This is a genomic window from Embleya sp. NBC_00888, assembly GCF_045207655.1.
Lineage (GTDB): Bacteria > Actinomycetota > Actinomycetes > Streptomycetales > Streptomycetaceae > Embleya.
This window is the reverse complement of sequence record NZ_CP108785.1, coordinates 4,861,605-4,885,819: the sequence shown is the minus strand read 5'-3', so window position 1 is coordinate 4,885,819 and position 24,215 is coordinate 4,861,605. Positions and strand designations below refer to the sequence as shown.

The window sequence follows — 24,215 nt, the reverse complement described above, 5'->3', positions numbered from 1 at the left end:
TCGTGGCGGTGGCTGCGCGATGCCCGTACCCGGGCGCGGAATGCGCTCGTGTCGATGATCGTAGGACGGACCGCGGTCCATGCGATTGACGATTTTCCCGGCTTCGTGCAACTTTATTGCGTGCCCCCGCTCCCCTTTCTCGACGAGATCGATCACCTGCTGCTCGACCTCGTGCAGACCGACGCGGCCCAGCCCCTGCACGAACTGGGTGACAAGGTGGGACTGTCCCCCAGCGCCGTACAGCGCAGGATGAGCCGACTGCGCCGCACGGGCGTGATCCGGGCCGAAGTCGCCGTCGTCGATCCACAAACGGTGGGACTGGGCCTGACGACGGTGGCGCTCGTGGAACTGGTGGAGAACGACGACGCGCAGCACACGGCCTTCTGCGCACGGCTACGAGCCGAGCCGACGGCACAGCAGTGCTACTCCGTCCTCGGCCAATGGGACTACGTCGTCGTGTTGGTCACCGCCGACCTCACGGCGTACCGCGAGGTCTCCCGAAGGCTCTTCATCGAGGACAAGACGGTGCGCAGGTACGAAAGCCTCCTGACCCACGAACAGGTCAAGCCGGGACTCAGGCTTCCGCTCCCCACCCCCGGACATCGGGATACCCCGGGCCATCCGTGACGTCTCCCGAAAATCGGGCAGGAAGACCAGCCGGAACTCCCGGGCCCGCAGCCCGACAACCCCACCCGAACACAACGCCGGGCCCGTCGCGCCGCAGCAACCTGTCGATGCCTCGGCCTCGCGTCGCCGCACCGCGAGACGACTCGGCTTGCGCCATGGAAACCGCGCTCGCCGTCCGTCGGTACCCGCCGCGTAGCCGGTCGCGCCGGGCGTGGCGCGGTCGTGGTGTGGGCGATCGGCCAACGCTTCCCTGCGGCCGATTGCCGGCTTCGCGAACAAATTGGCGAGATGGTTATAATCTCCCGCACTTGTCACCCATTCGGGTGACCTCGGCCGGGTTGACACCCGATGAAGCCCGGCGTCCGACAGCGGAAGGGGTGCATCATGGCCCGGCACAGACGGCCCCAAGACAGCCAGCCACCCCGAACCGCCCGCCCATGGCGACAGCACGGGCGGCATCGCCAACCGTCGGGCGTCGCCGTCGCACCGATCCTCGCGGTGGTCGCCGTAGTCGGCGTCGTCGCGGGCACCACCGCGCTCGGCCGGACCGACGGGAGCGGCGACGCACACGTGGCCGAGGCCCCCCAGGTGCCCACGCCACCGGCCGTCGTCGATTCGCCCCCGTTGCCGAGCGGCCTCTCCGATACATCCCCGCCGAAGGCAGACCCCGGGTCGCGTTCTCCCTCACCGAGCACCGTCGCCGCTGCGACCCCGACGCCGGCCGGCAGGTCGTCCGGTGCGCCGGGTGGAGAACAGCGCACCCTCCCCTCCCAGGCGAGTGTTCGACTCCCCACGAGCACGAAACCGCCCAAGGTTCCCACCACGGTCGACAACAGGTGGGGCAGGCCGTCGCCCTCGACCGATGCCCGTGACACGCCCTGGTCGCCCCCGCCGACGCAACCCCCCGCCGGCCCGGGGTCGGCACCGCCCGCGGCCCCTGCCGCGGAGGCGACACCGACGCGGCCCGCCTACCGGACACCATCCGCGCCTCCGTCGACACGCCCGCCGCTGCCGCACCCGTCCGTCTCCACGCCGGCGCCCACGACCGGTTCGAAGCCGCCCCCGACAGGCGACTCCACGGCGTTGGAGGAGCGCGTGCTGACTCTCGTCAACGTGGAACGGGGCAAGGCCGGTTGCGCCCCCGTGCGCAACGACGGTCCCCTGCGTGACCTCGCCGCCGCGCACAGCAAGGACATGGCGGAACGCGGCTACTTCGCGCATGACACCCCGGACGGCAAGAGTCCGTGGGACCGGGCGGCCGCCGCCGGCATCACGAACCTCGCCGCGGAGAACACAGCTCGCGGGCAGGCAACCCCCGAGGCCGTGATGAAGTCCTGGATGAACAGTGCGGGGCACCGCGCGAACATCGTCGACTGCCGTACCACCTCCCTCGGCGTCGGCGTGCACATCGGCTCCGGCGGACCATGGTGGACGCAGGACTTCGGGCGATGATCGAGGGCCCCGAACCGCCGAGTCCGGCCGGCCGCGCCGACGCGAGCGCTACGGCTCGAGCGGGAACCCCTTCGCACCGGCGAACCGCACACGAGCGACTTCCCGGACCACACCACAGGAACCGAGCCGCAGTGATGAGAATCCCCGGATTCGGCCGAGGCGCGCATTTCGGGACGGTCACGCGCGACATCACGGCCGGTCCACGGAAGCCTCGAACGTACTCGGGCAGGCGATCGGGATCGCCGTCGGCGGTCGGTCGGGTGCCGGATTCGCCGCGCATCGAACCCGGACAACAAACCACCGCGTGAACCCCGCCGAAACACCCCACTCGCCCGTCCAGTGGCGAACCGAAAGTTCGCGGTCGGGTGTCCCGTACCAGGGACGCTGTTCCATCCGGCCGCCGTCGCGGTCCAAGGCGACGGTGCGTCCGAAGCGGTCGGGGTCCGGTCTCCCGGCGTCGTCCCAGCGGTGGTAGGCCGCCTGGATCTCGCTCCACAGGTCCCGGGGGCCGGCCTGAACCGCCTGGGGGTGTGGCCGTCTGCGAACGCGGCCACGGCGATGGACTCGCCGTGGCCGGCGTCCGCGCCGGACAACCACAGGTTCACCCCGTCCGCATCGTCGACGCGCGCGGGGATGCAGTCGGGAACATGGAGTCCGATGACGAACTCGACGGGCTCGTACAGAGCCCCGGTGATGTCGGCGATGTCGATGTCGGGGACGGACGGGCGCGCGTCGTCCATCCAGTCGTCCGGGAAGGTCGTTCCCGACCAACGGCGGCGCTGGTCGCGGAGTTTCATGAACGCCCGGGGTCGGTGAAGGGCCGCTCGCGTGGCGGTGGTCATGCACGGTCAGGACGGTGGTCCGGTCGGAGGCGCCGTAGTGGGTGCCTCAGGGCATCCACCCCTTTCCCAGCGGGTTTCCCAGCAAAGGATTCACTGTGCCCAGCATCGCCATCATCGGAGCCGGCGCCGGTATGGGCCTGGCCATCGCTCGCACCTTCGGCTCCCGCGGCTTCGACGTCGCTCTCATCGCCCGCAACCGCGACAAGCTCGACGACCTGGTCGGCCGGCTCGACGCCGAAGGCATCACCGCCGCCGCGTTCCCCGCGGACGTACTCGACCATGACGCGCTCACCCAGGCGCTCAAGGGCGCCGCCACCCGCTTCGGCGGAATCGACGTCCTGGAGTACTCCCCGGCCGGGAACGTCGAATCCACGACGCTCACCGTTCCGTCCGAGACCAATGCGTCCGATGTGCACTGGGCGATGGACTTCCTGCTCTGCGGGCCATCGCCGCCACCCGGGCCGTGCTGCCCGTAATGCGCGAGGCCGGCGCGGGCACCCTGCTCTACACCGACGGCGCCGGCTCGGTCGACCCCACTCCCATGCTCGGCAACCTCAACGCCGCCCGGGCCGCGCTGCGCAACCGGGTACTCAGCCTGCACAAGGAACTGGCCGACACCGGCATCCAGGCCGCGCACGTCGCCATCGGCGTGTGGATCGGCACGGACGGCCCGCCCGGAATACCGGCGGCCTCGGCCGAGGAGGTCGCCCCCCTCTACCGGGACCCGCACACGCAGCGCGACGAAGTCGAGCGCGTCTTCACCGCGTCACGCCGTCCCGCCCCCGTCCCGCCATCCCTGATCCCTGATCCCTGATCGCGGGGGCGGATCCCCGGCCGGCGCGGCCGCCGCTCGGTGCCACGATGGAGTGGAGGGACCTTTTCGCCCGGCGATTGGGGAAGGCGATCATGAGCCGCGAGTACCACTTTCATTGCGAGCACGCCGGCTGCTCGGTCACCGTGGGCCTGCGAATGGGCCGGACGCGGGAGCTGGAGCTCCTCGTGGACGGGAAGGAGGTCGCCGCCGCCCGCGTCCACGGTCACCGCGCCCGGACGCGAGTGATGACCGCGATCCTGCCCACCGACCCGCCCCGCGGCATCGAGGTCGAAGTGACGCTCCCGGGCGCTCTCCGCGGCGATCCGGTGAGCGTCCTGCTCGCGGACGGCGCACGCAGGCCCATGCCCGCCCGGGAGGTACCCCGACGGTCGCGGCCCACGGAGGCGTCCTGGTACTCCTGACCGCGTCGGGGCGCCGGACGAGGCGTGTCGGTGACGGCCTCGCGCCGCCCGGAACGCTCAGGAGAGTCAGCAGTCGACGTCCGAGGACATCGCTTTGATCCGGCGGCCGTCGACGCGCGAGAGCAGTCCCGAGATCGCCGGCCCGGCGTACGACTTCACCACCGCGGGTGACGACCACCGCGAGGTCACCCTCGCGAACACGTTCGTGAACTGCGAGGCCGGCCCCACCGTCAACGTAGTCACCGTCACGCGGGTCACCGCACCCTTCGGCCGGCCGACCCGTGACGTCGAACGCGCCGTCCGCCGGTGCGTCCGGCTCGCCCCAGGACTCCGGTTTGGCGAACCGGAACTCCTTGCCGTGCTTGGGTGGAGGCCCGCCCTGGGGCGGTGGGATCCACGGACGCGGAACGGGCCTGCGCATCACCCGATCCGACCGCGGCCGGCCCAGGATCTCCACCGGCAGGACGCCCGGCAGGTGAGCCGGGCGCGGGGCGTCGAACCCGGCGTCGAAGACGACCGGGACGTCCGGGTCTCCCTGGCGCCACCGCCCGGCGGCGACCAGGTCCCCGATCACACGGCGGTCCTGCACCGCGGTGGCCTCGGCGACGTCGTCCTCGGGTCCGAGCCGGACCGCGTCCGCCGACTGGCGCCAGGAGGTGCGGCCCGTCTCGAGTGCGGCGACGAAGGAGTACGGCCGGCCGGGGATCATCAGGTGCCGGTCTCGGCCGCGCCCGTAGGTATGGCAGAACAACCTCTCCGCGCTGCACTTCGTGTCCGGCCGCAGCCGGTTGCTCACGTGCACGGCGAGCACGAGCCGGCCGTCGCCGGCCCTGGGCTGGGGCAGAACGGCCGGCGTGCGGCGCGGCCGCACCGCGTCGATCCGACCGTGATCGAGCGCGTCGTACAGCGCGCCGTGTCCACGCCGATGTTCGACCACCGGTGTCGGGTCGACCGGCGACGTCACCGACCCATCCGCGCACAACAGCGCGTCGGTCGGCTCGAACAGCACGTCTCGCCGACCGGTCGGACCTGCGGAGCAGTCGCCCCGGAAGGGTGACGCTTCCGCGAACGCTTCCCACTGGGCGTCGTGTTGCAGCGGACCCATCCTGACGGCCTTCGAGCCGGTCGGGTGCGTCCTTGGTCGGAGCACCGGATCAGCCGAAGGCCGCCTTCATGCCCGGCGAATACCCATCCGGGTGATCACCTTCGGGCCCGCGTTCGAGGTCGGACCATAGAGCACAAGCTCAGACGCCGACCCCGACCTCGCGGGCCGGGGCGTTCGTCGCCGAGTCGGCCGACTCGGCGCGGCCGCGCGGGATCAGTGCGGCGGTGACCGAGCCGACGCCGGCGAGGGCGACGCCGATCCACAGCGCCGGGACGAGGCCGTCGACGAAGCTCTGGGGCGAGGCGAATCCGCCGTTGGCCGAGAAGACCGAGGCGAGCACCGCGACGCCGAGGACGCCGCCGAGTTCACGCATCGCGTTGTTGGCACCGGAAGCGACGCCCTGCTGGTCCGCACGGACCACGGACATCAGCAGACCGGCGGTCGGGATGAAGTACAGCGACATACCCAGCCCGCTCAGGACCAGGGCCGGAATCTGCTCCGCGTAGGTGACGTCGGTCGACGCGGTGAGCGCGAACCAGGCCAGACCCGCCGCGCTCAGGGCAAGACCCGAGACGACCAGCGGGCGGCCGCCGATCCGGGCGGCCAGCGGGCCGGCGAGCGGCGCGATGAGCACGGGCATCATCGTCCACGGCAGGATCCGCAGACCCGCACCGAGCGGGGAGTAGCCCTGGACGCCCTGGAAGTACTGGGTGAGCAGGAAGATCGAGCCGAAGACGCCGGCGAACATGAGCAGCCCGGAGAAGGTGAGGGCGGTGAAGGCACGGTTGCGGAACATCGCCATGGGCAGCATGGGCTGCGCGGCGCGGCGCTCGTAGCCGACGAAGGCGGCGATCAGGACGGCACCGACGGCGATCGGGGTGACGACGCCGAGGCTGGTCCAGCCGTGGCCCTCACCGCGGACCAACCCGAAGACGAGGCCGAGCATGCCGAGGCTGACGAGGACGGTGCCGACCAGGTCGAGGCGGCTGTTGGGGCCGTGGCTCTCCTCCACCCTGCGCAGCGTGAGCGGGACCAGGACCAGGCCGAGCGGGACGTTCAGCCAGAAGATCCACTGCCAGGAGCCGCCCTCGACGACGGCGCCGCCGACCAACGGGCCTAGGGCCACGGCGAGTCCGTTGATGCCGCCCCACAGGCCCAGGGCCATCGGGCGCTTGTCGGGTGCGACCGCGCGGGTCAGGATGGTGAGGCTGATGGGGAGAATCGCGGCGGCCCCGGCACCCTGCAGGGCGCGGGCGACGATCAGCGTCTCGGAGTTCGGGGCGATCGCGGCGATCGCGGAGGCGACCGTGAAGATCCCGATGCCGGTCGCGAAGACCCGGCGGCGGCCGAACCGGTCGCCCAGTGCGGCGCCCAGCATGAGCAGCACCGCGAAGCTGAGGGTGTAGGCGTTCACCGTCCATTCGAGTTCGGATATCCCGGCGTCGAGGTCGTCGCGGATGGACGGCAGCGCGGTGGTGACGACGAGGTTGTCGAGCGAGGCCATGAAGAGGGCGAAGCTCGAGGCGAGGAAGGTCCACAGGACCGTGCGCGATCCGGTCGCGGGTCGCGCCTGCTGCTGGCTCATGACGTCCCTTGGGGTCGAGTGCGAATGAAGTGATCGATGACTAACTTTTGCCGACGAACTTAGTTATTGATGACTAACTTTTCCGGACGGAGTTCTGCCCGGACGGTGGTTCGGGGTACGTGCGGAAGGGCCGGCCCGTGGGCCGGGCGCGGTTCAGTCGGACGGCGCGGAGGTGGGCGGCTCGCCGATCTTCTCGGGGTTCTCGCACAGTTCGCAGTGGAGCAGCTTGCCGCCCGGGGTGAGCGTGTCTTCGAAGTACCGCTCGCGGGGCAGGTCGAGCGAGGCGATGACGTTGCAGAGCATGCCGCGCGCGAAGAAGTTGGTGAGATCCTCGCCGTCGACTCCGGTGACCTCGCGCACGAACGTATCCATTCGTCCCCAGATCCCACGGATCTCGGACCGCAACTCGGGGTCCCCGGCCGCGGCATAGGCCTGGAGTTGGATCCGGAGCAGATCGTTGTCGGTGTCGAGGAAGTCGTGGTAGGCGTGCGCCATCGCGTGCATCGCCGGGTAGCCGGTGAGGCCTTCGGTGGCGCGGCGGAAGCGCTCCACGACACGGTCGAAGCCGTATGCCACGGCGGCGAGGAACAGCGACTTCTTGTCGTCGAACAGGCGGAACAGGTACGGCTGCGAGACGCCGACCCGCTTGGCGATCGCCGCGGTGGAGGTGCCGTTCAGGCCGCCCTTGGCGAACTCGACGACAGCGGCGCGGACGACTGCGACGCGACGCTCGTCGGCGCTCATCCGCACGCTGCCGGCTGCGTGGTTCCTGGGGGCTGCCATGCGAAGTAAGTTATTACTCAATAACCAGACGGTCAAGCCCGAGTGCCGGTTTCTCCCCGCGCGGGACACCGGCTGGGGCGCGCCGCCTGCCCGGCGGGTCAGGTGGCGGGGCGCAGGGAGTCCGGCCGGTCGATCAGCAGGCGGTCGACCTCGTCGGAGCGTTCCTGCGGGAGCCGGTGGCCGCAGCCGTCGACGATGTGCGACGAGGCCAGGCGGGGGCGTCGTCGGGTAGGCGTCGATCGGCGTCGACATCCAGGTGGTGGAGGCGTCCGTTGGTCGTCACCCTGCAGCCATCGACAGCCGTTTCTCGGGCTCGCTCGAAGGCCCTTCGGGCGAGCCCGACATACCTGCGTGGAATGCCGACCCGACACCTGACTACGCCACTCGGTCACGGGGCCCCAGGTACGGGGCGGCAGTCACGTTGAACTCCCTGCGCAGGGCGGCCCGGGCGGCGAAGTACCCGCACATACCGTGCACGCCAGGGCCCGGAGGCGTGGACGCCGAGCACAGGTACACACCGGGCAGGGGCGTGCGGTACGGATTCCAGGCGGCTACCGGTCGGAATACGGACTGGGTGAGCGTGACGGCTCCCGCGCCGATGTCGCCGCCGGGATAGTTCGGGTTGTACGTCTCGTATGCGGCCGCCGACACACCGCGCGAGGCGATGATCGTGTCGGTGAAGCCGGGGGCGTACCGTTCGATGCGGCGGGTGATCAGCGGCACCGGATCCCGGGTGTCGCCGTTGGGGACGTGGGCGTAGGCCCACACCGGGCGGCGGCCGCCGACGGCGCGGTCGGGGTCGGTCACGGCGGGGTCGACCAGGAGTACGAAGGGTTCTTCGCCGGCCTCGCCCCGGACCGCCGCGTTCTCCGTCGCGAGTGTTGCCAGGCGGGTACCTCCCAGGTGCACGGTCCCTGCCCGCCCCACCTTGGGGTCGGCCCACGGGACGGGGCCACTGACCAGGAAATCGGTCTTCGCCGCCCCCGGACCGTAGTGGTAGCGGTCCAACGCCCGGCGGTAGCGCGGCGGCAGCCGGTCGCCGGCCAGCGCGACCAGGCCGCGCGGCGTGGTGTCCAGCATGATCACCCGGGCGTCGAGTTCCGCGAGGTCGGTGATCCGGCGGTCGGTGTGCACCGTACCGCCGTGCGCCCGCAGGTCGTCGGCCAAGGCATCGGCGATGCGAACACTGCCGCCTTGCGGCAGCGGCCAGCCGGTCGCGTGTGCCAGGTGCCCGAGCAACAGTGCGATGGCGCCGCCGGGCAGGCTGGGCAACCGGCCCATCGCGTGCGCCGCGACCCCGGTGAGCAGTGCTCGGCCGGCCTCGGTACGCAGCCCGTTGGTCCGCAGGAGGTGTCCGAGCACGCGCGGGCCCAGCAGCAGCGGAGCGGCGAAGTCCGGCGGCAGGGACCGCTGGTCGGCCAACAGGAAGTCGGTCACGCCCGTACTGTGCCGCATCAGCGGCGCCATCAGCCGCCGCCAGCGGCGGCCGTCCGAACCGAGCCCGTCGCAGGTCTTGGTGAGGTCGTGGTGGGCCAACGCGGCGGCACCGCCGTCCAGGGGATGCGCGTAGGCGATCGGCGGCTGCAACAGCGCCACGCCGCGCGCCGCGAGGTCGAACTCTCGGAAGAACGCCGACGCGGCTGCCATGGGGTGCACCGCCGCGCAGACGTCGTGCCGGACCTCGGAGTCGAAGAGCGCCTGGGCGCGGAGGCCGCCGCCGATGGTGGTGGCCTGTTCGTGGACGTGCACGGTCAGCCCGGCACGCGCCATGGTGACCGCGGCGGCCAGGCCGTTCGGGCCGCTGCCGACGACGGCGACGTCGACGCGCGTCATGCCGGCGCTTCCTCGGTGGCGAACTGCCCGCCGGCAAGCCGCCGGTACACCTCGTCCGACTCGATGAGTTCCCGGTGGGTGCCGACCGCTCGCACGCGTCCCTCCTCCATGACGAGGATGCGGTCGGCCTGCACGATGGTGGACAGCCGGTGGGCGATGGCCAGCACGGCGCACTCGCGAGCGGCCTCCGCCATCGTGTCGCGCAGCGCGACCTCGGTGTCGCTGTCCAGGTGCGCGGTGACCTCGTCCAACAGGATCACCGCCGGCCGCTGCAACAGCGTACGGGCGATGGCGAGCCGCTGCCGCTGGCCACCGGACAGGCCGGCGCCGCGCTCGCCGAGCTCCGTGTCGAGCCCGTCGGGCAGATCGGCGATGAAGTCCTCCAGGCTGGCGAGCCGCAGCGCTCGGGCGATGTCGACCGGTTCGGCGCCGGGGTTCGCATACGTCAAATTCTCCCGGATCGTACCGCGCAGCAGCGGCGTGTCCTGCTCGACATAGCCGACCAACGACCGCAGTTCGGCGAGCCTGAGGCCGGCCGTGTCGTGGCCCGCGACCCGGATCGTGCCGGAATCCGGCCGGTAGAAACGTTCGATGAGTTGAAACATCGTCGTCTTCCCGGCGCCGGAAGCACCGACGATCGCGGTCAGGCCGCGACACGGCAGGGTGAAGGAGACGCCCCGCAACACCGGGGCATGCTCGTGATAGGCGAAGCCGACACTCTCGAAGCGGATCGCGGACGTCCACTCCGCGAAGGGCTCGCACTCCTGCGACTCCCCGACTTCCGCGTTCACTTCCTCCTCCTGCGGAATCGCCGCCAGCTCCGTCACGCGCTGGACCGCGGCGCGGCCCTGCTGGATCTGGCCGATCGACATGAACAGCAGCACCAGCGGCGTCACCAGGTAGAACAGGTACATCACGAACGACGTGAGATCGGCGGCCGACAGCGACCCCGTGGCGACGCGGGCCATGCCCCAGCAGACGACGGCGGCGAGCGTGAGTTGAGTGCCGACATTGATCGCCGGAGTCAGGAGCGAACCGAACCCGGTGACCCGGATTCCGCTGCGCCGCGCCCGCGCCGCCAAAAGTGTCAGTTCCTCGGTCTCACGCTCCTCCGCGCGCGAGGCCTTGACCGTGGTGAGCGCGCCGAGCACCCGCTGCAGACCCGAACCGAACGCGCCGATGTTCTCCCGGTTCCGCAGGGCGGCGATGCGCACCTGGCGGGCCAGCAGCAGCGCGCAGCCGCCGGCCAGGCCGAGGCAGCCGACCGTGACAAGCAGCAGTCTCCAGTCGAGCCGAGCCATCAGCACGATTCCGCCGGCCACCATGAAGACGGAGGTGACCAACTGCGCCATCGCCTGAGCGATCGTCAGGCAGGCGATGGAGGTGTCGGACACGGTCCGCGCGAAGACGTCTCCGTGCTCCAGACGCGAGAAGTGCGGGATCCGGCTGCGGAGCAGGCGGGCGCCGAGGACGCGCCGGGCTTCGAAGACGATGTTCTCGCCGGCCCGGCCGATCGCGTAGGCGTGTCCGGCGCTCAGCCCCGCGTCCACGAGGAAGAACAGCGCGATGAACGCGATGGGCCGGGCGATCGACTCGTCCAGGGCGACGGCCTCGATCAGCCGACCCAGCATCCACGGCTGGGCGAGCTTGGCCGCCGCACCGGCCAGGCCCATGACCAGACCGGAGATCAGCAGGATCCGGTGGCGGCGGACCATCTCTCGCAAATTCATGCCGGCTTGATGTAGGACGCGACGAACAAGCCTGCCTCGGGCGCGTAATCGGTCCGCTGCCAGTTGCTGTAGTGGCCCTCGGGCCGCAGCCCGGAGTCCCGGGCGTAGACGTCGACCTCGTCGGGCGTGAGCAGGCGCGCGGTCTCGGTGCCGATGCGGTGCGTGCCGTCGGTCTCGAACAACATGGTGGACACCTGCCAGATCCGGTTGTGTGCCAGGAGTGTGGCGTGCAACTGGAGGCCGGTGTCCCGCTCCGGGTACGGCACGAACATGGTGGTGCGGGCCAGACCCTGGTGCAGGTTCACGATGCCGGGGCGGTTGTGCGTCTCGACCAGCAATCTGCCACCGGGCCGCAGATGTTCGGCCGCGCGGGCGATGGCGTCCCGCTGTCCCTCGGGGTCGAGGATCAGCGAGAGCGTGGAGCAGACGCAGTAGACGAGGCCGTACTGTCGGTCGCCGCGGTAGGTCCGGATGTCGCCGAGTTCGGCGGTCACCTCGCCCTCGCCGGCCTTCTTTTCGAGAGCTGCCAGCATCTCCTGCGAGGAGTCCACGCCGACGACCGGGCCGACACGGTGAGACAGCGGCAGCGCGATCCGGCCGGTCCCGACCCCGAACTCCAGCGTGCCCCAGGCCGGGTCCGGGTGGAATCGGGCCACGGCGTCGACGGCGGCCCGCGTGGCGGCGCCGCTCGGGAAGATGCGGTCGTACCAGCCGCGGAACTGCCCGCCGTAGCCGATGTCCTCGATCGTCATGAGTTCTCCGTTTCCGTGGAAGGGGCTCGGCAAGGGACGCCGCCGTGCCGGCATAAATCCGCAGCCGACGCGTCCGGGGGCTCAGGGGGCGGGGACAAGGGAGGGAGCGAGCCGGGTCGGGTCACTCGATTCGCGGCGGCGCTGGGACAGCACGTAGTGGATCGCCGGATGCGTGGCGCCGAACGCGAGAACGAACCGGTTGAGTCCCATGAACTCGCCGATGCCGACGTGGAACACCAACATCGTGGCGAGGTAGGCGCGGGCGGCGGGTTTGGGGAGCGCGTAGATGAGGGGGAAGCCGCACTCGATGGCGATCGTGCCCCAGGACAATGCCGTGGAGATGGCCGGGTAGCGGGTGATCAGGCGATGCGCGCGCGGGTCCCCGTAACTCTTCGTCCGCATCACCCCGGCAACGGCGTCACCCCTGAGCCAGACCGGGGAAACGGCCTTCACCACCCCGGAGGCGACGTAGGAGAGCGAGGTCTCCAGCGCCAGCGTCCGCATCGCCAGATCGTCGGCCTGTTCCAGGTCTTGGATCAGCCCGGTGGACGCCATCGTGACGTTGATGACCTGCTGCAACTGGTCGGCGCCGTCCCGGCCGAACGGAATGCAGGCGGACTGCGCGCTCTGTAGGGCGGCCAGCGTCACGCCGCCGGCGATCCGCAGTGGCCGGTTCCCGGGCCACAGGAAGGTGGCCGCCGACACGGCGGCCTGCGTACCGTACAGCGCGTAGGGGAATGCCCTGGACGCCAGCGCGCGGTTCACGCGGGGGAATCTCTTCGCGAGTCTCGGATGGAAGCTCTCGACCTGGCTTCCCAGCAGGTCGCCCCGCACGAATCGTTTGTGTTGGCTGAGTGTCTCCAACGCCGCCACGAACGTGCCCGCGGAGGCGAGGCGGCGTACCGCGATGGGCGGGTGCGGCGGGGCGAGGGACGAGGCCACCCGGGTCAGGCGACGGAACACGGAGTCTCCTTCCGGTGAGGTTGGGTGCCGGGGACAGGAGGAGTCCCGTCCCCGGCTGTGACGGTGTCGGGCGGCGCGGGGTGGTTCGCCGTACGCCCGAACATCGCGTGGCGCGTGCCGAGCAGCGCGCCGCGCGGGTGCGTCGGGATCGTCGGCGTTCCGGCGCCTGCGAAACGCAGCCGATACGGTCACCGGCCGCCGGTTGTCCCGGCCGGGTCCCCGTCCGCGACACCGGGTTTGGCGCCGACCGTCAGTGGGCGTTGCGGTTGACGTAGTTGGCGATGTTCTGCGCCAGCATGTCCGTTGCGATGGCGAAGACCGCCGCGATGAGCGGGGTGGCCATCACGGGGTCGGCGGGGCTGTCCAGACGGGCGGCGTCGATCCCCGAGAGCATCCCCGGGGAGACATCGGTCAGGGATGCGTTGGCGAACTGGGCTACTGGAGACATCTGGTCCCTTTCATAGTGATCCTTCGGCGGATCTCCGATGGCGCGGTGACTGCTCCCCAGCGGGGCGTGAACGCCCGTCTCGGCTGGGGGTCCCGCTCTCACGTGCGGGTGTGCGTGCTTTGGCGTGAGGGCGAGACTCCCGGCCGATGCGGTCTACCGCGCGGCCGCCGCTGCCGGCGACTCGGGCCGCAGCGGGATGTGCCGAGAGGCGAACAAAGGTTCCACCGCGTACGGTTGCCCGCGCTCGGGGTGGCCCCGCAGCAGCATGAACTGGGTGTGGTCGGCGCTCGGGTCGTGCGGGATCCGTGTGGTCAGGTAGCCCTGAAGGATCAGGTAGCCGGGGCTGGAGGCGATCCGGACCATGTCCGCGCACGAATCGTTGGACACCTTGATGATGACCTGGAGTGTGTCGAGGAGGACCTTGGGGGCGCGGTTGCCCGCGTTCCAGGCCAGGGCGTACCAGGGCCGGTCCGGGGTCACCTCGATCTCCTTCCAGGGAGTCGCCGTGCTTCCGGTGATGTCCCGGTAGAGCAGATGCGCGTCCGAGACGCCGGGATTGGGGCCGAAGAACCTCCAGTTGGGTGCCGGGAGGAGGCGAAGGGGGCCCCTCGCCAGCAGACGGTCGAACCGCTGGTCGGGGAGTTGGCCGGCGACGGTGCCGATCAGCCACGCCGCGAGCCCGGTGGATACCGCCGTGTATACGGCGCGATGCCCGTTCATGCCGTGCCCCCGGAGACGATCAGTTCGGCGATGGTCTTCGCGTGGGTCTCCTCCGCGACAACCCCCATGTGGTCGGCGTCCTCCCGCACGTGATGCGAGGAGAGATCCGACAGCTCCAGCATCCGTTCCTGCGACGCGCGGTGTGCGACACCGCGCGTGCCCTTCAACGCTGTCACCACGTGCAGCGGAACGGCCACCTTCCCGACGGGCGGGTAGGTGCGCGCCGCCATGTACTCGCGATACGCGGTGGCCCACACCCGCGGCCGGGCGTGATACGCGGTGAAACTCTCCTTGACTTCCTCGGCGTAGAGCTCGCGAACCGGTGTCATCGGACGTAGGACGTTGAGCCCGGAGGCGGCCCACAGACATTCCATCAGCAGCCGTTGCCGCGTCCACCCGTCGGGCAGCAGGCCGAGACTGGCCTGCAGGTCGGCGATGATCGTGGGATCGACCATCACCACATGGGACAACTCCGCGTCCCTTCGCGAGGCGGCGTACGCGGCGGCCAGATAGCCGCCGATCGAGTGTCCCGCCAGTACCAGCGGCAGGCCGTCGAGGTAGTGCCCGCGCAGCTCGTCGACGATCCGGAACTGTTCTTCCAATCCGATGTTCGGCAGCGGGCTGCTGAGCCCGTGGCCGGGCCGGTTGTAGCCCACGCAGGCCGCGTTCTCGGGCAGGTGCTCGCGTACCCAGGCCCACTGTTCATGCGGAAGGCCGAGCCCGTTGAAGAAGATCACGCCGAATTCGGCACCCGGCGGGCGCCGGTGGTCGACCTCGACCACGCGGCCGTCGGCGCGAGCCATCGTGGAGAACGCCGCCCTCCGCCGCCTGGTACCGAGAAGCCGCGTGCGCGCACCGGCCACCCAGCTGCCGACACACAACGCCGCCACCCCGACGGCCACTTTCCGCTCCATGGACATCATTCCCACTGTCGGCGCGCCCATCTTCTCTCCTCTCCGTGTGTTCCCGGAGCCGGTCCTCGTCCCGGCCGGACGGGCCCTGGAAGGCGCATCGTCCCTGCCTCGGTGCGCCCTTCGAACCTGAGCCGCCGGGTGCCGAGCGGGCAAGTGATATCACCGTCCGGGACATGTTCGGGACGGTCCGGGACGCCTCTCGAACAAGCCCGGCGCGCGATGGCCGCCCACGACAACACCGTTGAAATACTGGGCTTGCCGAAGTCCCGCACGGGCACGTCGAGTCGGTCGTGGTGTTCGACGGATGGCCCGAGGACGTGCGCTCGGGGTGTGGATCACCACCACCAGGAGCCGACGGGCGAAACTCCCGGCCGAACGCATCGCCGCGCTGGACACGCTCGGGAAGCGGTGGACATGAGGCGGATGTGGGATCCGGTGTGGGGTTCGGCGTGGTGTGCTCGTTCGGCCGACGCGGACCCCGAACGGAGGAACACCGCGTCCCTGGTCGGATACGGGTTCGGGGCCTCACGTTCGTTCGAGTGCGCGCTACTCCTCCATCGCTCCGGGTCCGCGAATGTTCGCGCCGGTGCGTTGTCGTCGGGCCGGGGGCGAGTGATCCGCCGTACCAGGGCACGCACGGGCACGCCCTGGTACGGGTGGCAGAAGCCTCTGAAACACCGTCAGACAACATGCGGCGGCGCGCGACCGCGAAGAGCCGCCGACAGTCCCCGAGGTCGGCGATTGCGGGGGAACGCCCGGGCACCCGATGTGTGGAAACGGGCCGGGGCGGGAAAGCCACGTTCGTCGTCCACCCCCCGGACTCGGTCGGCACCCCGTCGACCGTTTCGCCGCTGAGATCAGCCGACTCAACGCCTTCTCACCGGTGGCCGGTTGCTGCCCCACCCGCGGGTCCTGCGCACGAAGCTCCCCCTTGTTCGCGCACCACCTTCCCGATCCTGACACCGCTGCGGTTGGCCCATCAGCACACCGGGGAGCATGAACTCGACCACGGACGACGGCGAACCGCGAAACCGGAGTGGTTCGGCCACCTCACTCGACGGCGGGGAGAGTCGCCATGCGGACCGGCATCGTCACGACAGCAGGGCCGGGTGTGGAACACCTGGCCGCCCGCGCGGAGGAGCTCGGCTTCGACAGTTTCTGGGTGTACGACACGCCGATGATCCACGGCGATCCGTTCGTGAGTCTCGCACTCTGCGCCAAGTCCACCCACCGGATCAGGCTCGGCATCGGTGTCACCTCACCGGCACTGCGTTCCGCGCCCGCCGCGGCGGCGGCCGTCGGCAGCCTCAACGCCCTCGCCCCCGGCCGCATCGTCTGCGGGGTCGGCACCGGCAACACGGCGCGCCGTACGCTCGGCATGCGGCCTACGAAGATCGCGGAGCTGGAGTCGTTCACGGCCGCCCTCCAGGATCTCACCGCGGGCCGCGAGTCGGACTACCGCGAGGGGACCCGGTCCAGCAGGGTGCGATTCCTGCACGTCGGGCCGTACGTCGACACGCAGGCTCCCGTGGAGTTCGTCGTGGCCGCGTTCGGCCCGAAGGCCGCCGCGGTCGCCGGCCGGCTCGGCGTGGGAGTGATCTCCTTCGGGATGCACGACCCCGCGGCCTGGTCCGCCCTCGGCCGGGCCCGGCGGGCGGCGGCGCGGGAGGCGGGCCGCGCCGAGAGGATCCGTTCCTATCTCATGTCCTCCCTGCATGTCCTCGCCGACGGCGAGGAGCGCTACGGCGATCCGGTCAAGGACTCGATGGGGCACATCGCACTGAGCGCGCTGATCCTCGGCGCGGAGAACCCCGCCATCCGCGCGGCCCTGCCTCCGGAAGAGGCCGCGGCCGTCGACCGTCTGCTCGAGTTGCGCGGCACATCCTCCACCGATCCCAAGTTCCACCAGGCGCTCTACCGCAACTACCTGGGTCGGCTGTCCCCCGAGGACCGCGAGCTCATCGTGCCCTCCCTGGTGGACAAATTCGGCCTGGTCGGAACCAGGGCCGAGATCACCGAGCGGATCAACGTGCTGGAGAAGTCGGGGGTCGACGAACTGGTGATCCAGCCCGTCGTGGACCCGGAGACCGAAATGGCCGAGCTCGCACGGCTGATGGCCTGACACTCGGCGAAGGACGGCCGCCGGACCGTCTGGCGGGCCGTTCGGGCTGCTCGGGCCGTTCGGGCCGTTCGGGCTCCTCGGGCTCCTCGGCGTGGTGGCGGGCAGGCTGCCTGTGCGTGCCCGCCCCCGACCGTCGGGGAACGATCTTTGCCGAACCGGGGGGATGATCTTCGAAGGGCTTCGTAGCCCCACGTCACCCACACTCGTGAACCCCCCGGCCCGGGGCTCGTGACCCCCTCAGCCCGGGAGGGGACACGCTGTACAGGAACGCAAGTCCCGGGAGAACGATCGACGATGCAGGCGCCGAGCCGCAGGGCAGGTGGCGGTCCGACGACCACAGGGGCGCGTCCGACCCAGGGGCGCGGCCCGATTCGGATTCGGGGTCGACCGGTGGTCCGCTCTGTCGGATGGGCGCGTTCGTCGCGTTCGCGTGAAGTGCCCACGCCGGCGGCCGGGTTGGTGTGACGGTGGGCGGGTGCCCTTCGCGGAGTCGACACATCTCGCCTCGTGGCGTGTCGTGCCGGCTGTGCCTCGCGACGAACACGAGGGAACGGCTCCGGCCGCGGCAACGCGCGGCCGGAACCGTCCCGCGAGTTCGGGCGGGCGGGGTCAGTGGTGGAGGAGCCACCACACGAGCCATCCCCCGACGGTGCTCCCCGCGCCGGAGGCGATCCCGCGGACCGCGTGGGCGGCGGTCGTACGGGCGGCACGGACGATCCAGGCGTGGACACGCCCGCGGGCCGCGAGGATGGGGGTGAGGGTGGTGTCGGTCATGTGTCGTCTCCCGAGTCCGGCCGGGCGCCCTCGGTGTCGGGCCACCCGGTGTCAGGAGCCCATGAGGCCCGGACAGCGGTGTGTTCGGCGATCGGGCGGTGGCCGGTCCGAACGATCCCTACGCTGGTGCCCCCGGGAATCCGCAGGTCCCCGGGAAGGGATTCGGTCCGTATTCGGACCGAAGACAGGGGCCGGGGGGCGTGAGTGGGAACGGACGAGCGAAGCACCGGTGACGACAGCCGTGATCGGAGCCACGCGGGCGAGTCCGCGGCGGAGTGTTTCGCGCGATGCCTGCGCGAACTCCACCAGGCGGCCGGGAGCCCCGCACACGCCGAACTGATCCGGCGGGGCCTGGCCCACAAACCACCGATCCGCCTCAAGGCCGCCTCGCTCAGCGACTGGTTCACCGGCCGTTCCACCCCCACCGCACGCTCCACCCAACTCGCCTTCCTCCTCGGGTATCTGGAGAAGGCCGCCGACAACCGCGCACCCGGACGGCAGTCCACCCCACCCGAGCGATGGCGGCAACTCCGCGGACTGGCCGAGGACGAACGCCGTACGGCTCGGCAATCGCCTCCCGGGAACACCGAACCCGACAGGACCGGCCACGTACCGGCGGCCGTCGACGACGAGCCCGATGCCCGCGCCGACAGCCGGGCCGCCGGGGTGGGATACGCGGGCGACCACATCGACTCCGGCCACGCCACCTTCACCGGCCCCGAACTCCACCGCACGATCGGCGCACCCGAAGCCACGGGCCGGCCGGTGCGCGAGTTCACGAACCCGTTCGCGTTGGAGGTCCACCGAGCGATCGACGCACCCGAACACAGGCGGTCCACGCTGCCCGTGCTGCCGGTCTACGTACCCCGCGCCCACGACCGGATCCTGCGTGCGGCGGTGGAACGCGCGGCGGGCGGGGAGAGCACGATGGTCACGCTGGTGGCCGGGTCCTCCACCGGCAAGACCCGCGCCTGCTGGGAAGCGCTCCAACACGTGCCGGACGGCTGGCGGTTGTGGCATCCCCTGCACCCGAGCCCGGCCGAGGCGGCGGCCGATCTGTCGCGGGTGGGGCGGCGTACCGTGATCTGGCTCAACGAGGCGCAGACCTACCTGGAACCCGCCGGTCTCGGACAGCAAATCGCCACCGGCCTGCGCGAACTCCTGCACGACCCCGAGCGGGGTCCGGTCCTCGTGCTGGCGACGCTGTGGCTCGACCCGTACTGGCACAACCTCACCACCATTCCCGCCCCCGGCTCGCCGGATCCGCACGAGCAGGCGCGGAAGTTGCTCGTCGGTACCGAAGTGACCGTGCCCGAGGCGTTCACCGGCGCCGACCTGGACGCAGCACGCAAGCGCGCCGACAACGATCCGCGCTTGGCCCAAGCCCTGTCGAGCGGAGGCGACGGGCGCATCACCCAGTTCCTGGCGGGCGCGCCCGCCCTTCTCGCGCGCTACGCCCACGCGCCGGCCCACGCACGAGCGGTGATCGAGGCCGCCATGGACGTCCGCCGCCTGGGCCACGGACCCGTCCTGCGCCAAGCGTTCCTCGAGGACGCAGCCGAGGCGTATCTCACCGACCACGAATCCGACACCCTCACCGACGATTGGTTCGAAAAGGCCCTCGAGTACGCCGCCGCCCGTGTCCACGGCACGGTTGCGCCCCTGACCCGCATTCGCCCACGACGACGCGACCACGGCGGTCCCGACGAGGGCGTGACCTATCGGCTCGCCGACTACCTCGAGCAACACGCCCGCCTTACCCGCCGCACGCATTGCCCGGGCGCCTCGTTTTGGAACGCCGCGCACGACCACGCCCAGGCCCCCGATGACCTGCTCAACCTCGCCGAAGCCGCGCACCGCAGACTGCGACTGCGCCATGCCGAGCACCTTTACAGCAAAGTGGCGGTCGCCCAGGACCCGCGCGGCCTGGGGCCGTTGACCGGTTTGCGGGAACGGGCGGGTGACCACGAGGGTGCCGAACGCCTCGCCCGCCAAGCCGCCGACGCCGGAGACGCCGACCCACTGAAGCATCTGGCCGACCTACGGAGACGAGCGGGCGACCAGGAGGGTGCCGAACGCCTGGCCGGACAAGCCGCCGACGCCGAAAACACCAAATCGCCGAAGCAGTCGGCCGGCCCGGGGGCGCAGGCGGGAAACCTCAACGACGCCGAACGCTCGGCCCTCAAGCGGGCCGCCACCAAAATCTTGGTGCGGTTGATCGCATGGAGAGAACGGGCGGGTGACCACAAGGGTGCCGAACGCATGGCCCACCGAGCCGCCGATGCCGGAAACGTACTTCCGCTGGCACTGCTGATTACGCTCCGAGAGCGGGCGGGTGACCACGAGGGTGCCGAGCGCCTGGCCCGCCAAGCCGCCGACGCCGGAGACACCGACCTGCTGAAACTGCTGATCGCGCTACTGGAGGGAGTGGGCGACCACGACGGTGCCGAACGCTTGGTCCACGAAGCCGCCGACGCGGGAAACACCGACCCCCTGATCCTGCTGATCACGCTCCGGGAGCAGGCCGGGAACCACGACGGTGCCGAACGCCTCACCCGCCAAGCACTCGGCGCGGGAAAACACGACCCACTGACCCTGCTGATCACGCTCCGGCGGCAGGCGGGCGACCACGAGGGTGCCGAGCGCCTGGCCCGCCAAGCCGCCGACGCCGGAGACACCGACCTCCTGACACTGCTGATCACGCTACTGGAGGGGCCGGGCGGCCATGACAGCGCCGAACGCCTCGCCCGCGAAGCCGCCGACGCCGGAGACACCAACCCACTGACCCTGCTGATCACGCTCCGGGAGCGGGCCGGGAACCACGACGGTGCCGAACGCCTCGCCCGCGAAGCCGCCGACGCCGGAGACACCGACCTACCGAAACTGCTGATCACACTCCGGGAGCAGGCGGGCGACCACGACGGTGCCGAGCGCCTGGCCCGCCAAGCCGCCGACACCGGAGACACCGACCTCCTGACACTGCTGATCACACTCCGGGAGCGGGCGGGCGACCACGACGGTATGGAGCGCCTGGTCCGGGCAGCCGCCGAGGGCGGAAACAGGCTGATCCGGGGGCAGTTGGACGTGCTGCGAGGGCAGGTGCGCGACCGCGAGGGCGCCGAACGCCTGGCCCATCGAGCCGCCGACGCCGGAGACACACTGACATTGACGTTGCTGGCCATGCTGCGAAACGACGTGGGAGATCACGAGGGGGCCGAACGTTTGCGCGCGTGGTTGCACCGGGGTTTCGACACCGATGGCGCGTCGCCCGTCGGGAATTGAAGCCGCCGGCAAGACCACGGCGAGCGACGCAGCACACCGTCGATCGTCGAAGGCCGGGCCGGTGTGCATCCCCGCGACAACCGGCAAACCCGCCGGCCGGCCCGACACGGCCCCCGGCCCGACACGGAATCACCACAACCCGCAACAGCGCCGACCACCCCACACACTCACAGTCGTGCCCGCGTCCCCGAGCCCGAGCAACGGACGAAGGGGGGTGCGCGGCGTGCGCGTGCTTCCGAGCGGTTTCGCAGACGTCGAATTCGCACGGGCGAGTCGGTCAACGACTCGCGTTTCGTCGCTGTCGGTGAATGAGATCGGCGACAGCCGTGGGCCGGCTCAGATATGGCGAGTGGCTGGTCTCCCATGTCTCCGAGGCCGAGCAACGGGCCGCGAAGCGGCTGATCAGTGGAGCTGCGATGGCACGGTCGTCGCGGGCGGCGACATAGACGGTGGGGGTGTCGCGCCAGCTCACCTGGCTCGGTATGGCCCCGAAGATCGAGGGCGGTTCCGGACGCAGCAGCTCGATCGCGCGGGTGGCCGCCGGTTCGTCGACGTCGCCGTAGAGGTTCTTTCGAGCATCCGCGGGATCCAGTCGAAGCCGCCCGACTTCGTCGAGGGCAGCGAGCAACCCCTCGGCGGGGGCACCGGTTTCCTTCGCGACTTCCTCGAGGAGCTGTGCGGGTGATTCACCGACATCGAGAAGCCAACCGGCCAGCAGGATCAGTCCTGCCGCGCCACGAACCGTTCCGGCGGTCACCCCTCCGAAAGAGTGCCCCAGCACCAGCGGAGGCTGCTCGGAGGCGGTGACGATGTCCTCGACCAGGGCGGTGCTGTCGGCCAGTGACAGCTCGTACAGGTCGGGCACTTCCACACTCAGATCTCGGGAGCGCAGCAGCCCGACCAAGTCATCGTAGTGAGCCGGTTGATGCCAGGCACCGTGCAGGATGATCACGTCGGTCATGCCCGCAGGCTACTCCAGGCCGATCGGCACCGTTGGCCTCCGTGCCACCCGGCCCCGGTTTCGTCCGTCGTCGAATTGGTCCAATCCGCAGGGTGGTTCACACGAATCGACGCAGCGGCGACCAGCGTCGACACCGACGCGAACACCGAATCGCATACCGGCACGCGTGCCGACACCGACATCGACACGCACGGACGCGGCGACCGCGAACAGCCGCCGCGCCCAAGCCCGTCCGCCTCACCTCACGCGGTCGGGCACGTACCTCCCGGCAGCGTCAGCGCCACCCGCGCATGCGACACCACGACGCTCACGCCGGACAACAGTGTGATCCGCAGCGCGTTGACCGTGATCCCTCGACCGCTGGGGTCGACCACCTGCTCGTTCACCCGCACCGTCGCCACCAGCGGGATCGTGATATCCACGTTGACGTTCGGGTTCACCACCGGCACCCCGGCCACCCGCAGGTTCGCCAACGTGACCGAACCGCTCGGCGTCGCCCCGCCGTTCGCGTCACCCTGCACCGTGGCGACCGCTTCGACGACATCCGCCGTGACCAGTCCGCCGAGCAGGTTCACCCCGGCCGTCTCGGCGCGCGCGTTCGCCCGCTGCAGGCCGTTCGCGTCGATCGTGCCCTCCGCGCGGGTGGTGACCACGCCCGCGTTGCCGACGACGCCCAGCGACACCGTCGCGACGTTGTCGGTATCGACCGCCGCGACGTTCGAGCACGTCACGTCGGACGCGGCGATCGGGCCGATATTCGCGAGCGGGGACTTCAGCGCGGCCCCGTACGCGTGCGCGTCGAAGCGCATCGTGTCGAACACGACGCTCGCGCACCCGGGCAGGCCCACCCCGACCACGTTCGTGAAGCCGGCCGCGCAGTTCGTGTACGTCCCGCGCGCCGCCGAGGTCACCTGGACCTGCGCCGTGCAGGATTCCTGACCCGCCGTCAGGTTGCCGGACACGTCGACCGATCCCCCACCCGCCGGCGCGACGACCGAGCCGGCATCGCACGTCGTCGTGGTCACCCCGGTCGCCTTGAGCCCGGCCGGCAGCGCGTCCGAGAACGACCAACCGGGTTTGGCGCCCAGCTCGTTCGTGTTCGTGATCGTGAAGGTCAGGGTCGATGTGCCACCGGTGAGCACCGGTGTCGGCGCGAAGCCGATGTCGACCTGCGGGCTCGCGTCGACGAGCTTGACGTTGTCGAAGGCCACGTCGTTGCCGGTGCCGCTCGGCTGCTCGTTCACCAACCGGATGCCGGCCTGGTTGCCGGCGAACAGCACGGCGCCGTTGCTGGTGAAGGTGCCGACCTTGGCCCCGCCGATCGTCGTCGTGGCATCCACGCACGCCTCGATCGGGCGCGTGAACGCGGGCGTGGCCTGGTCACCGTCGAGCAGGTAGAAGCTGAACCTGGAGTGGTTGGCGAAGCAGTTGACTTCGGCGATGTCGACCGAGAACGCGATGAAGCGCCGCCCCGCGGGCAACGGGATCGGGGCCACCGTCTCCAACTGCACCTTGCCGGCGCCCGGATTGCCCGCGGTGTACGCCGTCACGGCGTGGTTCGTGGTCGAGGAACCGCCCGACCACTGACCGAGGACGCCGGCGAGGTTCTTGACCTGGGCCCAGTCGCCCGGGACGCACCCACTGCCGGCGGGAGGCGTGGTCGACGCGGCCGGCGACGTGACCCAGCCGTTGCACGCGGTCAACCAGGCCGGGTCGGCGGTGTACGTCTCGCCCACCGGCGGACCGCCGGTGTAGTTCGTGAGCACGGTCGGCGTCGCGCCCTGGCCGTTCTCGAAACCCTCGGCGAAGATCGCCGCGGGCGCCTGCGGCACACCCGGTGTCCCGGGCGCGGCCTGCGCGCTGCCGGCGGCGAACGGTGCGGTCAGACCCGCAACGGCCACCGCGATCGATATACCGACGCTGCCGAAGCGTCCGGTGAGCCGTTTTCTCATCGTGGACATGACGAAACCCCTTACGTCGCAAGGTGTCTGACCCCACGACCCGCCCCGCAGGGCAGGCCGAGGACGGCGAGGCCGGACCGACTGATCGCGGGCACCACGACCGCTCCGGCACATCGCCTCGAGCA

At 70.7% G+C, this 24,215-nt stretch carries 19 protein-coding genes and 2 pseudogenes; 7 read left to right on the top strand and 14 right to left on the bottom strand.

The annotated features are described in order from the left end of the window. Positions 1-120: 120 nt before the first annotated feature. The 4 genes and pseudogenes from OG948_RS55660 to OG948_RS55645 all read left to right on the top strand — a co-directional run bounded on the left by OG948_RS55660 (position 121) and on the right by OG948_RS55645 (position 4,157). On the top strand, positions 121-627 hold the full coding sequence (locus tag OG948_RS55660) for an Lrp/AsnC family transcriptional regulator (protein WP_406300780.1): 507 nt from the start codon (positions 121-123) through the stop codon (positions 625-627). 1,095 nt (positions 628-1,722) lie between these two features. Then, complete coding sequence (locus tag OG948_RS55655; protein WP_331772725.1) at positions 1,723-2,079, top strand: CAP domain-containing protein; 357 nt, start codon at positions 1,723-1,725, stop codon at positions 2,077-2,079. Positions 2,080-3,016: 937 nt separating this feature from the next. After that, a pseudogene (locus OG948_RS55650) lies at positions 3,017-3,735 on the top strand (SDR family NAD(P)-dependent oxidoreductase). 92 nt (positions 3,736-3,827) lie between these two features. Further along, positions 3,828-4,157 (top strand): hypothetical protein, encoded by a 330-nt coding sequence (locus OG948_RS55645; protein WP_331772724.1) that lies wholly within the window; start codon positions 3,828-3,830, stop codon positions 4,155-4,157. A 66-nt stretch (positions 4,158-4,223) separates the two neighbouring features. On the opposite strand, the gene OG948_RS55640 is transcribed toward OG948_RS55645, so the two are convergent. The 11 genes and pseudogenes from OG948_RS55640 to OG948_RS55590 form a co-directional block, all read right to left on the bottom strand. Beyond that, on the bottom strand, positions 4,224-4,406 hold the full coding sequence (locus tag OG948_RS55640; RefSeq protein ID WP_331772723.1) for a hypothetical protein: 183 nt from the start codon (positions 4,404-4,406) through the stop codon (positions 4,224-4,226). A gap of 28 nt (positions 4,407-4,434) precedes the next feature. Further along, a pseudogene (locus tag OG948_RS55635) lies at positions 4,435-5,262 on the bottom strand (transposase); the annotation flags it as partial. A gap of 139 nt (positions 5,263-5,401) precedes the next feature. Next, complete coding sequence (locus tag OG948_RS55630) at positions 5,402-6,847, bottom strand: MFS transporter (RefSeq protein WP_331772722.1); 1,446 nt, start codon at positions 6,845-6,847, stop codon at positions 5,402-5,404. Between the two features lie 153 nt (positions 6,848-7,000). Continuing rightward, complete coding sequence (locus tag OG948_RS55625; protein WP_331772721.1) at positions 7,001-7,630, bottom strand: TetR/AcrR family transcriptional regulator; 630 nt, start codon at positions 7,628-7,630, stop codon at positions 7,001-7,003. Positions 7,631-8,005: 375 nt separating this feature from the next. Next, positions 8,006-9,463 (bottom strand): NAD(P)/FAD-dependent oxidoreductase, encoded by a 1,458-nt coding sequence (locus tag OG948_RS55620; RefSeq protein WP_331772720.1) that lies wholly within the window; start codon positions 9,461-9,463, stop codon positions 8,006-8,008. Then, positions 9,460-11,193 carry an ABC transporter ATP-binding protein gene (locus tag OG948_RS55615; RefSeq protein ID WP_331772719.1) on the bottom strand — a complete coding sequence of 578 codons (1,734 nt, stop codon included), beginning with the start codon at positions 11,191-11,193 and terminating at the stop codon, positions 9,460-9,462. Before OG948_RS55615 ends, OG948_RS55620 begins: the two co-directional genes overlap by 4 nt. After that, complete coding sequence (locus tag OG948_RS55610) at positions 11,190-11,945, bottom strand: class I SAM-dependent methyltransferase (RefSeq protein WP_331772718.1); 756 nt, start codon at positions 11,943-11,945, stop codon at positions 11,190-11,192. The genes OG948_RS55615 and OG948_RS55610 overlap by 4 nt, the downstream gene beginning before the upstream one ends. 81 nt (positions 11,946-12,026) lie before the next feature. Then, a complete protein-coding gene (locus OG948_RS55605) occupies positions 12,027-12,908 on the bottom strand; it encodes a hypothetical protein (protein ID WP_331772717.1) in 882 nt (293 codons plus the stop codon). A 250-nt stretch (positions 12,909-13,158) separates the two neighbouring features. After that, entirely contained in the window at positions 13,159-13,356 is a 198-nt protein-coding gene (locus tag OG948_RS55600; RefSeq protein WP_331772716.1) for a linaridin-like RiPP, read from the bottom strand. A 153-nt stretch (positions 13,357-13,509) separates the two neighbouring features. After that, positions 13,510-14,076 (bottom strand): hypothetical protein, encoded by a 567-nt coding sequence (locus tag OG948_RS55595; RefSeq protein ID WP_331772715.1) that lies wholly within the window; start codon positions 14,074-14,076, stop codon positions 13,510-13,512. Beyond that, a complete protein-coding gene (locus OG948_RS55590) occupies positions 14,073-15,020 on the bottom strand; it encodes an alpha/beta hydrolase (protein ID WP_331772714.1) in 948 nt (315 codons plus the stop codon). The genes OG948_RS55595 and OG948_RS55590 overlap by 4 nt, the downstream gene beginning before the upstream one ends. A 274-nt stretch (positions 15,021-15,294) precedes the next feature. On the opposite strand from OG948_RS55590, the gene OG948_RS55585 reads away from it, so the two are divergent. Next, positions 15,295-15,408 carry a helicase associated domain-containing protein gene (locus OG948_RS55585; RefSeq protein ID WP_331772713.1) on the top strand — a complete coding sequence of 38 codons (114 nt, stop codon included), beginning with the start codon at positions 15,295-15,297 and terminating at the stop codon, positions 15,406-15,408. Between the two features lie 657 nt (positions 15,409-16,065). Beyond that, positions 16,066-17,112, top strand: a complete 1,047-nt coding sequence (locus tag OG948_RS55580) for an LLM class flavin-dependent oxidoreductase (protein ID WP_331772712.1) — start codon at positions 16,066-16,068, stop codon at positions 17,110-17,112. Positions 17,113-17,721: 609 nt separating this feature from the next. Here OG948_RS55580 and OG948_RS55575 read toward each other — a convergent pair. After that, a complete protein-coding gene (locus OG948_RS55575; protein ID WP_331772711.1) occupies positions 17,722-17,886 on the bottom strand; it encodes a hypothetical protein in 165 nt (54 codons plus the stop codon). Between the two features lie 204 nt (positions 17,887-18,090). Between OG948_RS55575 and OG948_RS55570 the strand changes: the two genes are divergently transcribed. Then, positions 18,091-21,168 (top strand): hypothetical protein, encoded by a 3,078-nt coding sequence (locus OG948_RS55570; protein ID WP_331772710.1) that lies wholly within the window; start codon positions 18,091-18,093, stop codon positions 21,166-21,168. Positions 21,169-21,445: 277 nt separating this feature from the next. Here the strand turns inward: OG948_RS55570 and OG948_RS55565 are convergent, their stop codons facing one another. After that, positions 21,446-22,129 (bottom strand): alpha/beta hydrolase, encoded by a 684-nt coding sequence (locus OG948_RS55565; RefSeq protein ID WP_331772709.1) that lies wholly within the window; start codon positions 22,127-22,129, stop codon positions 21,446-21,448. Between the two features lie 242 nt (positions 22,130-22,371). After that, entirely contained in the window at positions 22,372-24,090 is a 1,719-nt protein-coding gene (locus OG948_RS55560; RefSeq protein WP_331772708.1) for a choice-of-anchor P family protein, read from the bottom strand. Positions 24,091-24,215: the final 125 nt, after the last annotated feature.

What these genes read in the sequence shown, in the direction of transcription:
- OG948_RS55645 (WP_331772724.1), top strand. Translation starts at nt 3,828, where the DNA reads ATGAGCCGCGAGTACCACTTTCATTGCGAGCACGCCGGCTGCTCGGTC.
- OG948_RS55630 (WP_331772722.1), bottom strand. Translation starts at nt 6,847, where the DNA reads ATGAGCCAGCAGCAGGCGCGACCCGCGACCGGATCGCGCACGGTCCTG.
- OG948_RS55625 (WP_331772721.1), bottom strand. Translation starts at nt 7,630, where the DNA reads ATGGCAGCCCCCAGGAACCACGCAGCCGGCAGCGTGCGGATGAGCGCC.
- OG948_RS55620 (WP_331772720.1), bottom strand. Translation starts at nt 9,463, where the DNA reads ATGACGCGCGTCGACGTCGCCGTCGTCGGCAGCGGCCCGAACGGCCTG.
- OG948_RS55615 (WP_331772719.1), bottom strand. Translation starts at nt 11,193, where the DNA reads ATGAATTTGCGAGAGATGGTCCGCCGCCACCGGATCCTGCTGATCTCC.
- OG948_RS55610 (WP_331772718.1), bottom strand. Translation starts at nt 11,945, where the DNA reads ATGACGATCGAGGACATCGGCTACGGCGGGCAGTTCCGCGGCTGGTAC.
- OG948_RS55600 (WP_331772716.1), bottom strand. Translation starts at nt 13,356, where the DNA reads ATGTCTCCAGTAGCCCAGTTCGCCAACGCATCCCTGACCGATGTCTCC.
- OG948_RS55595 (WP_331772715.1), bottom strand. Translation starts at nt 14,076, where the DNA reads ATGAACGGGCATCGCGCCGTATACACGGCGGTATCCACCGGGCTCGCG.
- OG948_RS55590 (WP_331772714.1), bottom strand. Translation starts at nt 15,020, where the DNA reads ATGGGCGCGCCGACAGTGGGAATGATGTCCATGGAGCGGAAAGTGGCC.
- OG948_RS55585 (WP_331772713.1), top strand. Translation starts at nt 15,295, where the DNA reads ATGGCCCGAGGACGTGCGCTCGGGGTGTGGATCACCACCACCAGGAGC.
- OG948_RS55580 (WP_331772712.1), top strand. Translation starts at nt 16,066, where the DNA reads ATGCGGACCGGCATCGTCACGACAGCAGGGCCGGGTGTGGAACACCTG.
- OG948_RS55575 (WP_331772711.1), bottom strand. Translation starts at nt 17,886, where the DNA reads ATGACCGACACCACCCTCACCCCCATCCTCGCGGCCCGCGGGCGTGTC.
- OG948_RS55565 (WP_331772709.1), bottom strand. Translation starts at nt 22,129, where the DNA reads ATGACCGACGTGATCATCCTGCACGGTGCCTGGCATCAACCGGCTCAC.
- OG948_RS55560 (WP_331772708.1), bottom strand. Translation starts at nt 24,090, where the DNA reads ATGTCCACGATGAGAAAACGGCTCACCGGACGCTTCGGCAGCGTCGGT.